Below are 12,185 nucleotides of genomic sequence, written 5' to 3'. Positions count from 1 at the left end.
TGCGACGTTCTCCTGTTGTCGATGGCAATTGCGGTACTTGCTGCCATATATTTTCCCATTGATTACAGAAATCATCTACGTCGCAGAAAATTTGGGTGATGTCGAGCCGAGATACAATAGTAGACATAGCCGAGACGCTTATTTTTGTTAGATATTTTTAGTCTCGGTCTTTTTTGTCAGTTTTTTACACCCTCTCCATTAATTATAGCGATCGCTTGCTGCTTATCCAGTTGTACTTCAGCCATAGCAGGCTTTTTGCCTTTTTTTCACCGTCGAACTCACGTTAGGTCAATATCTACAACGCTGGAAACTACTGCTTTCAAGAGTTTGTAAAGTTATATAACTTTTTGCATTTTTTCTAGTTAGCAAGATGATAGCTGCTATGGAACCAGTTTTTGGCTAAAAAAATGGCAGTTACTCGCAGCACTACAAACCCTGGTACAAAAAATAGCACTCAGGGAAATGACATACGTATGCAATGGATTCAGAAGTTGGAAAAGCAGTTAGCTTTTACAGCCTTAATCAGTTTCTCAAAGATTTCCGCATCCTCAGTTAGTGCCAAAGGCATTTTGGCAAATAAAAGTCATAAATATTATGAAAATTCATCTAAATTAAGACTTTTATAACTTAAGGAAAAATTAACAATACCCTTACCCTTTATCTGAAAAGGAATTAATAATGTCAAATATTTTTTGTACGTATACTTCAAATGTATTTACGTAATATTACTGATTTACAACCGCATATTTACGGTGATGATAGTTGAGTGTTGTTTTCCAAGACATCACTTATAGAGTTTGTAAAAAAGAGACACAATTTATCTACGAATTCAGAAATTGACTGCTGGAACCCTGTTCATTCTGACAAGATACATTTGCCCTCCTAGTTTAATGGAATTAGAGTTAGCATCCGAGTATGTTAGTAAACTTTATGATAAGTATATACTCCGGAATTTTCTTGAATAAATTGCTGGCACCCCTAGAAGAAGTCTGTCACTGTTCGCTCCCTCAGATTGGCGATCGAGTTTTGAATAACGATATTGGTCAAGCAAAACTCCTCTAATTATCTGGAGATATTGCTATACAAATTCATGTCAAAGAGTAACTTTTAAGGAGTAACCGATGAGCCTAAGTCAAACAATTGTAAATGTCGATTCTGAGACTGTCTCTAAAACTTTGTATGATGTCGTCATCGTAGGAACAGGAGTAGCTGGAGCGATTGTTGCCAAAGAATTGAGTCAACAGGGTAAGAGGGTTTTAATCCTCGAAGCTACGGTAGAAAAGGATTTAACCCTTGCGGGCTTTCAAAATTACGTCGATACCTTCTACAAAGCGGTGGAGAAAAATCCCAACTCACCGTATCCCGCTAACCCCAATGTCCAAAGCCCCACTGATTATCAAGACTATTTTATAGAGCGAGGCCCCATGCCCCTTTCGGGTTCCTATACACGGGTTGTAGGTGGGACAACGATGCACTGGGAAGCAAAAACCCCACGGATGTTACCAGAAGATTTCAAGTTATTGAGTAACTACGGCCAAGGTCTTGACTGGCCGATTGAGTATAAGGATCTTGAGCCGTACTACCGCAAAGCCGAGTATGAACTAGGGGTTTGTGGGGATGTAGAGGAGCAAAAAAAACTAGGCGTCGAATTTCCAGATGACTATGTTTTCCCTATGGAAAAGCTTCCCCCCTCTTACTTGGATCAAAAAGTGATTGAGAAAGTTGATGGGACTACAGTTGAACTCTATGGCAAGACTCATACATTAAGCTTTTCTACTTTTCCTCAAGCTCGCAATGGAGTACCCAATCCTAAATACGATGGTGGTAATCGCTTTGTCCCCGATGGAGTTACCAGTGTCCATCCCGTTCAATATGGGGAACGTTGTCAAGGAAACGCTAACTGTGTTCCTATTTGTCCGGTTCAAGCCAAATATGATGCTCGCAGAACTTTAGGTAAAGCCTTTGCAACCGGTCGGGTTCATGTACTCTACCAAGCTGTTGCTTATCGGGTAGAATCTAACCGCGAAAACGGTCACGTCAGTGCTATTCACTACAAGCGTTATGACAACCCCAACTCTAGTGAGTACACTACAGGAACCGCTAGAGGAACATTATTTGTTTTAGCGACTAATGCCGTCGAAAACGCTCGGTTATTGCTCGGTTCTGATTTGCCTAACACCAGTGGAATGATCGGGCGGCATTTAATGGATCACCCTTTCACCTTAGCTTGGGCTTTGATGCCTGAAGTGACTGGCACTATGCGAGGGCCTCTTGTGACATCAGGAATCGGAACATTTCGTAAAGGCGATTTTCGCAAAACACAATCTGCCTTCGCGGTAGATATTCACAATGATGGTTGGGGATGGGCAACAGGATCGCCCAAGGGTGAAGTTGAAGATGCTGTTGACAACAAAAACAAATATGGTCAAGAACTGCGCCAGACATTGATTAGTCGGATTTCACGACAACTGCTGCTAGCTTTTATGTGTGAATTACTCCCTGAATACGGAAACCGAGTAACCATCGATCCGAGGTACAAGGATAAACTCGGTAATTATCGTCCCGTCATTAACTTCAATCTACCCGACTACAGTCGCAGAACCCTTGCCTACACCAGGAAAGTCTCTCGTGTAATCTTCCAGCGTTTAGGTGCAGAAGATTATACCCACTACGACCCTAAAGACCCCGCCTATTTTGAGTTCGAGGGTGAAGGTTACGTATACAAAGGTGGAAACCACTTTTCGGGAACTCATATCATGGGAACCACGCGAGCCAATTCAGTTATTGATAGTCATCTGCGTTGTTGGGATCATCAAAATCTTTTCCTCGTCGGTGCGGGAAGTATGCCAACTATTGGCAGTTCAAATACAACATTGACAATTGCTGCACTCAGTTTCAGAGCTGCCGAGCAGATGCTTAAAGAATTAAATTCTTATAATTTGCAGGCGAGTAATTTGCAAGCTATCTAGGGCGTGTCATCAATTAAAATTACGTTCCATCAGAGAAAAGCTTTGAGTGGTTTTAATCTCAAACTTTAATCAAGGCTGAACTTCAACTCTAAATAAGGTTCTGCGGCTATTTGATGATAAGTCTTAGTACCCCTTACACAGTTAAAAACATTGCGAGTAGACGTTATGACTACAGTCTCCGATAGCTTAAAGTTGATTACAACGGTTGACCAATTGAAGTACTATCTCATACAGGCAATGAAGATAGAACATGCAACCATTCCTCCTTACATGACAGCACTCTACTCGATTAAACCCGGAACGAATTTAGAAGCTTTCCATATTATCCGGGCGGTTGCTGTAGAAGAAATGTTACACCTAACTCTCGTGGCTAATGTTTATAATGCTGTGGGAGGAACGTTTGATTCAGGAGTACTGACGGCACATGATTTTATTCCTAAATATCCTAGCTATTTACCCACAGGATCTACAGACTTTAAAGTAGGTCTAAGCAAATTTTCCCCAGAGACACTAGAAACCTTTCGTCAGATTGAACGATCTCAACATGTTGAAGAAGATAGCCCGTTAGTTGAGTCTCGAACCTTAGAAGAATATTTGCTAGAAGTTATAGGCTGCGACCCGACTAAGGCTTTCTACAGCATTGGCTTATTTTATGCAGAGATCATTCGTGGTCTGAATGCACTCTATAAAGAAAAAGGTTCCGATCTATTTTGTGGCGATCCTAAGCGACAAATCACTCCCGAATACTACTACAACGGTGGTGGAGACATCATCCCAGTAACCGATCTGCGTTCAGCCATCCGAGCATTAAAAGTGATTCAAGATCAGGGTGAGGGGTCAAGAAGCGGAACTATTTATGATGCAGAACGAGAACTAGCCCACGACTATCGTTTTCAGCAAATACTAAAAGGTCAATATTATGTGATCGACAAGGACGATCCGACAAAATCCGACGAACCCGATAACCCAACAGGTGCGCGCTTTACTGTAGATTGGAACGCAGTTTATCCGATTAAGGATAATGCCAAACTGAGTGATTATCCCCAGGGGTCGGAAGTGCAGGCAGCAGCCTCAGAGTTTCAGTCCGCTTATAGTAAGTTCTTAGCTGATATTCAATACGCTTTTGACGGACATCCCGAGCATTTGATTCCCGCAGTTGGGGGAATGTTCCGCCTCAAAGAACAGGCTAATAATTTAATGCGTAACCCCATTCCAGACAGTCCAGGGGTTCATGCGGCTCCTGTTTTTCGGTTAGACCAGCCTTAGCTAACTTTGTATTTGCTTTTTGTAGAGGTAGATAACTGATGGATATTAATGCAGCGGATTTGGAGTATTTTCTCGAACTTTCAGTAGTCCTTACAGGTTTTTCCAAGTTTCACCTGCGGGGAACAGGTCTTGCCGAGCTTTATTTTGAAACCATTCAAAGCGTCATTGGTGGAGATTTGTTTGCAGAACTGTTAACAACTTTTCAGAAGTTGGAGGTTGAAAAAAAAGCAAGCAACGACGAAGCGATCGCCCAAATTCTAGCGTCTGAAAAATTTGGCCCGATCGCTCGCAATATCATCAAGGTTTGGTATATGGCGACCTGGTATACACTGCCACAATCCTGGCGGGATGTTTATGGAACCAAAGAAAAAGATGGAACCTTTATTATCAGTCCACACGCCTATCCAGAGGGACTTTTATGGACTGCGATTGGTGTTAACCCTCCTGGCGCGAAAGGTCAAGGATACGGGACTTGGAGCGAACCGCCTTTAGTGAGTCTGACTAAAAGCTAACATCGCTTCTGGGTAGCGGTTAACGACGTTTAGCTTCCCCTGACTGAAACTCTAAAAGAAGACCCATCTTTTAACCTGACAACACTGCAAAAATTCCTACTTTTAAAACCAAACATGAGTATTACATCTTGGTTTCGTAGACTGTCTACTATTGCCCTCTCTATTTTTCTTAGCTTAACGATTTTTACTTTGCCCGCTAAAGCTTTTGTGGCGACAGATTACCAAAAGTTATTTATAACAAACGCTTGTGTTAATTGCGATCTATCAGAAGCTGATCTATCGAACAAAGATTTATATGGCAGCGCACTTGGTGGGGCAAATCTATCCAAGGCAAATCTCTCTGGAACCCTACTCAATGATGCAAAGCTTCAAGGAGCTAATCTAACAGGAGCCAATCTATCGGGAGCTATCCTGATGGGGATTACTTTGTCAGATGCTAACCTAACGGGGGCTAATCTTTCTCAGGCAGATTTGTATAATGCCCTCCTAAGTAAGACAAAATTGTTAAACGCAGATTTAACCGGTGCAGATCTAACAGAAGCCATTATTTCTGATGCAAATTTGTCTAATGCTTTGGGTAAAAATGCAAAGTTAAAAGGAGCAATTCTTTCTCGAGCCAATTTATCGAGTGCAGATTTTTCCGGTAGCTTCATGAGAAATACAAGGTTATCTGATGCTGTTCTTCAGGGAACTAAGTTCTATCAGGCTGATCTGTCTAATTCGCTGATGCCTGACGGGACTACTTATAACGGAGATGTCTCCAAGTTTGGGGCTGCTCAGTGAAACTTGAATTCCTATAGTTTGATTGAATTGAACTAACAATAATCAGCTTTCATTTTTTAGCTAATTATTACTGATTCCAAACACAGTATTAACTTAGCAAAACTCAAATTAAGACAGAGAAAATTACATAGATTCACATAATCAAGCTATGTTCAAACAACAAGGTAAATATAAGATGAATAACTCTACAGGTTGTCACCAATTCAAATCTATTAGTCGCTTATTGGTTGTGCTAGTGGCATTGGTATTTTTTGGCATGACTTACTTGACTTCTCCTGCCACTGCCGCTACAAATAACGACAAAACTTCATCTGACAAAAGCTCAGCTTTAGTGTCTGTAGTTCCATCTTCAAAGACAACATCTATATTTAATCCAGCAAAAGTTTATTTGGGCATTACACCCACGGGTTGGAGCAATAGTGACGATACTACTATCGATCTCGATCCTCCTATCCGTTTTGAGCAAATTATGAGTGAAATGGCGCTATCTGGCTTTAAAGGTTCACAAACCTCACCGAAGTTTCCCCAAGATATCGATGTTTTGAAAAGAGAGTTAAAACTTCGTAAATTGACTATTTCTGAACCTTGGGTGGGTACTGAATTCACTCTAGGAAAGAATGATGAAAGCTTGGCAGAATTCAATAAACAGTTGCAATTCATGAAGCAAATCGGCGGTAGCAAAAGTATTGTGGTAGCCGAATTGGGTGGTGCTGTTCATCAAAAGCCAGTTGCTCCTTTGCCTAATAAACCAAAGTTTACTGATAAGCAATGGGAGGATCTGGCTGCTGGATTGAATAAACTTGGCTCAATCGCAAAAGAGCAAGGTATGCAAATCTCCTACCATCCCCATATTGGTACAGGAGTAGAAGACTTCGCTGATATTGATCGCTTGATGTCAACTACCAATCCCAAATATGTCAATTTGCTACTCGATACGGGTCATTTGTACTACGGAGGAGTCGATCCTTTAGAAGTGACAAAAAAATATAGCGATCGCATCAAGCACGTTCACCTAAAAAATATTCGCCAGCCTGTTTTAGATGAGTCCATCAAAAATGGCTGGGACTTTTTATATTCGATCAAACAAGGTATCTTTACTGTTCCTGGAGACACTAAAGAAGGCGCAATTGATTTTGAACCAATTTTAAATGAGCTTGCTAAAGCCAAGTATGAAGGATGGCTTATAGTAGAGGCCGAACAAGATCCTAACAAAACAAATCCTTTGGAAAATGCAATATTAGCTCGTAGTTATCTACATGATGTGACAGGTTTATAAGCTATTTAATCAATTATTGGTAGGTCAAACTTTGAAAACTTATATTTTTTAAATTTAGACTTGACCTACCTACTTACTTATGATTTTTTGAGAAATAAAAATTATAAAATTCAGGAAAAATAGTAATGAAGTCGAGCGATAAAGAAAAGATTAGAACTGTCTTTGAAGAAGTATATGCGGCTAATGTTAGAACTGAAAATTTGTCTGGTTACGGCGAGATGTATACAGAAGATGCTCTTTGGATGGCGCCAGGAGTCCCTGACCGACTTGGGATTAGTGATATTGTTGAAGGATTTAGTCAGCAGATTGCTAACAACAGCATCGATCCAATTTTCACTGCTGAAGAAATTGAAGTCATGGGTGATTTTGGTTATGTCGTAGGAATGTCTATTGCCACAGTTTCCCCAAAAGATGGGAGTCCATCGAAACAGGTAAAATTTAGGGCATTATGGTTGATGAAAAAAGAGCATCATACCTGGAAAATTAGTCGTCAGATTTGGAATAATAAACCATAATTACTGTAGTATTACAACTTTTGCAAACTTGGAAAATGAATAAATATAGAAAGGGTAAATAAGAATATCAAGAGATTATTGATTTCTATTTTCGCTCCTTCGAAACATAGAATTTTTCAAAAGTCAAGTTATCCCCTAAGATGAAATTCCATAATTTTTGAATTTAACTAGCAATCAACCCCAATTTTAACATGAGCGACTCATCATCCTTGTCTGATATTTACCTTAGCTTCTTCATGTTTACCACCGATTTGAAACCTAGTGATTTAGAATATCGGCAAACAGTTATAAAACACATAAAAGAACTTCAGAATTTTGGTTACAACGGTTTTGAATTTCCTATTGCGTTTAATGAAAATAAAAATTACAAAAAAGATATTGAAGATTATGCGAATTTACGAGCTACTCTAGACTCACAAGGGTTTGAGAATGTAAAAATTAGTACTAATGTTGGGGCCACCCGTACCTTCGATCTCAGTTCTCCCTACCCCGAACAAAGACAAGCAGCACTAGAGTATCTTAAGTCAAGGATTGACATCACAGCTGCACTCAGGGGTGAAATTATGATGGGGCCCATTGTTATTCCTTATGGTGTTTTTCCAACTACTGACTTTAATGTTCCAATTTGGAGCGATGAGCTCCAAGAGCATTTAGCAATTCGCTATCGCAATGCTCAAATAATATTCAATGAGTTGGGTCAACACGCAGAACAACGAAATGTCAAATTAGCGATTGAACCAATTACTCATTGGGAAACCCCAGGTCCTAACAAATTATCACAATTAATTGAGTTTTTGGATGGAGTTAATAGTAAACAAGTAGGAGTAGTGATTGATAGCGCTCACGAAACTCTTGATGGCGATGGCCCTGAGATATTTAGAGAACAAGTGGCGTATCTTGCCAAACAAAAAAGACTTCATTACGTACAAGTCTCTCCTCCCGATCGCGGGGCACTTCATACCAGTTGGCTCCCCTGGCAATCCTTTTTAGAACCAATTTTAGAGGTCTATGATGGCCCGATCGCTGTAGAAATTTTCAATGCCATTCCTGCTTTTCTGAACTCACTTCGTTTGACTCGACGTAAGTTTTGGATTCCCGGAGAAGATACTCCAAATAAATATCCAAGTGCCTATGATATTGCCAATGAAGCCATCAAAGCTACTCGAATACAGTTAGAGAAAATCGGGTATTCATGTTAAGTATTTAGCCAAAATACATTAGATAAATTTGATTGTTTCTTCTTTTTATTACCATGAATAGGAAATATAAAGGATTAAATAAAATATTTTTTATCTAATGTGTAATTCATTTCGTATAGGGACTTAAGATTTCTCGATTATGATGCTAGTTAATAAAAATCGGATGGTCTCAGTTTTTCTGGCTTTTATCGTGGCTGTAGCTATTAGTATCTGTGGCTGGGAGGAGGCGATCGCCCAGCCAATAGTCGGTCTTAAAGAAGAAATGGGCGTATGGGAAACCATTCCTTTGCCACCTAAAGAAAATCTGATGCAATCTGTCCATACTTTACTCCTTCCTAATGGCAAAGTGTTGAGCCTCAACGGTAGTAGTTTTCGCAACACTGTAGTTATTAACAAAGGAGAACCCAGCTTTACAGAAGGAGTCAATGTCACAGATTATGATGTCATCAACAATACTGCCCTTTTAGATCCTGAAACTGGAAAATTCGAGCGTATTGCTTCGCCACCAGCTCAGCAATATGGAGAAATCAACGATTTATTTTGCTCCGGTCATTTGCAACTAGCCGATGGTAATGTTCTTTTTATCGGTGGTACTGGACGATACTATCCTGGAGGAGCCTTTACAGGCTCTAGACAGGTTAACCTTTATGATTGGAAAACAGGTAAGTGGTCTAGTGTCGGACAACTCAAAGAAGGACGTTGGTATCCCAGTTTAATTTCCCTAGCCGATGGCAAAATAGTCATTTTTTCTGGGCTAAAATATGAAGCTCCAAACCAAATTAATCCGAGTCTAGAAATCTACGATCCCAAAAGCCAAAAACTCCACTATATCGACTTAACAAGCGTCAAGAACAGTCCTTTCAACACCAAACTCACAGATGTTAATGCTTACGATACTATAGACCTCTATCCTCGCGTTTTCCCAACTGCTGATGGCAAACTTTTGATTACTGGAGATGACGCTGGAATTGGTGGGGTTTTGGTCACACAGTCCAGCAAAAAAAGCTATTTAATGTCTGTGCATGAAGATGCAGAGGGTAAATTATCTGTCAGTTTTGAAGTAGCAGCCGACCGAGGAGAGCCATCTAAAGCTTATGGAACTGCCGTGCAAGTTCCTAATTCTGAAGATGTTTTATTACTGGGAGGTATTATCGGTACCAACGACATCAACTATGGCCGAGGAGGTAATACAGCAGGTTTTCCAAACTGGTCCAGGGTTTCTACTAGCCTACAGCGTTGGACATCTCCCCATAAGAGTGGAGAAAACAATGGCAAGTGGGAAATTGTGAATAATTTTCTTAATAAACCAAGAGCTAACCTGCAAGCAGTGATTTTGCCCAATCAAGAATTATTGGTAGTCAATGGCGGTGAGTATCCAGAATACAAGCCAGTCTATGAACCTTTGCTAATGACTCCTGATTCCAGAGCTTTTGGCGGATATATTACTAAACTGATGAATCCTGCTAAATTGCCTAGACTTTATCATAATGGAGCAATTTTGTTACCAGATGCTCGTGTTTTGATTATTGGCGGAAATGCCAATCGAACGGCACGGGAAAAAGATGGCACACTTCACGTTAATATCCAGCGAGAACCCATAAAATATTATTATAAATTTCCTGAACTGACAGACAAATCAGGTCAGGAAAAAAAGGAATTCAGTCTTGAAGAATATTACCAATCTCCTCAAAGTTATTTTATTAAAGAATACCTTGATAAAGGAGACAAAGAACCCTTTGTTCCTTCGGAAATTTGGCAGGCAGAAATTTTCAGTCCGCCCTATCTGTTTAAGCCAGGTACTCGTCCTGAAATACTTAAAGCTCCCGAAAGCCTCAACTATGGTAAATCTAGCAGCATCTCAGTCAAAGATGCGACAAAAACGGGTTCTGTAGTTCTCGTTAAGTTGGGTTCAGTTACTCATTCTTTGGATTATGGGCAACGATTAGCAGATTTGTCGATTGAAAATGTTGATTTAAGGAATGAGTCTGCAATCAAATTTAAAGCCCCAAAAAATGCCAATCTTTATCCACCAGGCTACTACATGATGTTCTATCTCAATGAATTAGGTAAGCCTTCCCACGCCAAAATGGTAAAGCTTGAAGCTTAAGAAGGCTCGTCAAACATCAAAAAGAAGGTTTTTTTACTATGAAAAAATACATTTTGTAATTAATTAAACAATGGCACTAACAGAAGAAGATTTAAAAACCATACCAGAAGATGGTATCGATCCAGAAAATCCCGGCAAATACCAAACTTTGCTCAAAGATTTACAGGGAAATATTCTCAATGGGCATGGACGAGACCATATCGTGCATCTATTTTTACAATTTAAATCTGGTCAAGTAAATGCAGTCAAACGATGGATTCAAAACTTTGCCCAAAAATACATTAAATCTGCCGAGCAGCAGTCAGATGAAGCACGTGAATACCGAACTAAAAAAATATCAGGTGGTATATTTGCTAATTTGTATTTATCTTGTCAAGGTTATGAATATCTGCAAATAGATCCGTGGAAAATACCCACAGATCAACCATTTCGATTAGGTATGCAAAATAGTGACATCCAGAGTTCCTTAAACGATCCACCACCGACAGATTGGGAATCAGGATTTCAACAGAAACCAGATGCCTTACTACTTATAGCAGATGATAACTTAACAGACTTACTCAAAGCAGTCAAAGAGATTTGTTCAGAATTGTCTGGACTTTCCAAAATACTTCATAGAGAAGATGGTTTTATTCTCAGAAATGCTCAAAAACAAATTATAGAACACTTCGGTTATGTCGATGGTGTTAGCCAACCTCTATTTCTGAAACGAAATATTGCTAGCGCCCTAACTAATAACTCTGATTTCAGTAAATGGGACCCTCGCGCTCCGCTAAGTCTGATTTTAGTTAAAGACCCCAATGGTAAGACTGAAGATAGTTATGGCAGTTATTTAGTTTGTCGCAAACTTGAACAAGATGTCCAAAAATTCCGTCAAGAAGTGCAAAATTTGGCTAAACAGTTGGGTATTGATGAAGCTTTAGCTGGAGCTTTGGTTGTGGGACGGTTTGAAGATGGAACTCCAGTAACCCTCTCAAATTTACCGAGTCAAGGTATGACATCAACCAATTACTTTAATAACTTTAATTACGATTTGGATACACAAGCAACAAGGTGTCCGTTTCATACTCACATCCGCAAAGTTAATCCCAGAGGCGATACAGGTAGAGTAGAGTCTTCCCCAGGTTTTGACGAAGCCTTAAAGGTGGAAAGAAAGCATCGTATTGCTCGTCGTTCTGTCAGTTTTGGAGAGCAAGATTGCACTAAAGAGCCGACAACAGGCTCAGGATTGCTGTTTCTTTGTTTTCAAGCAGATATTGAAAATCAGTTCAATTTAATCCAAACTAGATGGGCAAATCCTAAGAACTTTGTTCAGGTCAATGTTGGTCCAGATCCGCTGATTGGTCAACCACAGGGAACTCAGAAATGGCCAAAAAAATGGGGGGGATCTATAAGTGAAGAATATGGGTTTAAACTGCCGGTAAAAATGAAGGGTGGAGAATATTTTTTTGCACCTAGTCTGAGTTTTTTCAAAAATTTGGCAATAACTAAATTTTAGGTTATAAAACAGTTTAGTTAAACTTGTTTTATTACTCAATCACCCGCTACAGCAATCAGA

10 protein-coding genes are annotated in these 12,185 nt (G+C 39.8%); all 10 read left to right on the top strand.

The window, feature by feature from the left end:
- Positions 1 to 395 precede the first annotated feature (395 nt).
- The 10 genes from FCR06_RS28980 (at position 396) to FCR06_RS28935 (ending at position 12,125) form a co-directional block, all read left to right on the top strand.
- Positions 396 to 626: a hypothetical protein gene (locus FCR06_RS28980; protein WP_138505966.1), complete on the top strand. Its 231-nt coding sequence runs from the start codon at positions 396 to 398 to the stop codon at positions 624 to 626.
- A gap of 495 nt (positions 627 to 1,121) precedes the next feature.
- On the top strand, positions 1,122 to 2,969 hold the full coding sequence (locus FCR06_RS28975; RefSeq protein ID WP_138505964.1) for a GMC family oxidoreductase: 1,848 nt from the start codon (positions 1,122 to 1,124) through the stop codon (positions 2,967 to 2,969).
- Positions 2,970 to 3,134: 165 nt separating this feature from the next.
- Positions 3,135 to 4,235 carry a ferritin-like domain-containing protein gene (locus FCR06_RS28970; RefSeq protein WP_138505962.1) on the top strand — a complete coding sequence of 367 codons (1,101 nt, stop codon included), beginning with the start codon at positions 3,135 to 3,137 and terminating at the stop codon, positions 4,233 to 4,235.
- 38 nt (positions 4,236 to 4,273) lie between these two features.
- Complete coding sequence (locus tag FCR06_RS28965; protein ID WP_138505960.1) at positions 4,274 to 4,747, top strand: hypothetical protein; 474 nt, start codon at positions 4,274 to 4,276, stop codon at positions 4,745 to 4,747.
- Between the two features lie 114 nt (positions 4,748 to 4,861).
- Positions 4,862 to 5,530 (top strand): pentapeptide repeat-containing protein, encoded by a 669-nt coding sequence (locus FCR06_RS28960; protein ID WP_138505958.1) that lies wholly within the window; start codon positions 4,862 to 4,864, stop codon positions 5,528 to 5,530.
- A gap of 175 nt (positions 5,531 to 5,705) precedes the next feature.
- The gene (gene iolE / locus FCR06_RS28955) at positions 5,706 to 6,806 is read left to right on the top strand and encodes a myo-inosose-2 dehydratase (RefSeq protein ID WP_138505956.1); all 1,101 of its coding nucleotides are present in this window, start codon (positions 5,706 to 5,708) and stop codon (positions 6,804 to 6,806) included.
- 125 nt (positions 6,807 to 6,931) lie between these two features.
- Complete coding sequence (locus tag FCR06_RS28950) at positions 6,932 to 7,321, top strand: YybH family protein (RefSeq protein WP_138505954.1); 390 nt, start codon at positions 6,932 to 6,934, stop codon at positions 7,319 to 7,321.
- A 191-nt stretch (positions 7,322 to 7,512) separates the two neighbouring features.
- Entirely contained in the window at positions 7,513 to 8,520 is a 1,008-nt protein-coding gene (locus FCR06_RS28945) for a sugar phosphate isomerase/epimerase family protein (protein WP_138505952.1), read from the top strand.
- A gap of 139 nt (positions 8,521 to 8,659) precedes the next feature.
- On the top strand, positions 8,660 to 10,627 hold the full coding sequence (locus FCR06_RS28940; protein WP_223280342.1) for a galactose oxidase early set domain-containing protein: 1,968 nt from the start codon (positions 8,660 to 8,662) through the stop codon (positions 10,625 to 10,627).
- A 70-nt stretch (positions 10,628 to 10,697) separates the two neighbouring features.
- Complete coding sequence (locus tag FCR06_RS28935; protein WP_138505950.1) at positions 10,698 to 12,125, top strand: Dyp-type peroxidase; 1,428 nt, start codon at positions 10,698 to 10,700, stop codon at positions 12,123 to 12,125.
- The last annotated feature ends 60 nt before the right edge of the window (positions 12,126 to 12,185 follow it).

This window comes from Nostoc sp. PA-18-2419 (genome assembly GCF_005869855.1).
Classification (GTDB): domain Bacteria; phylum Cyanobacteriota; class Cyanobacteriia; order Cyanobacteriales; family Nostocaceae; genus Nostoc.
Note: the sequence above shows the minus strand (reverse complement) of the source record. Positions and strands in the feature narration are given on the sequence as shown.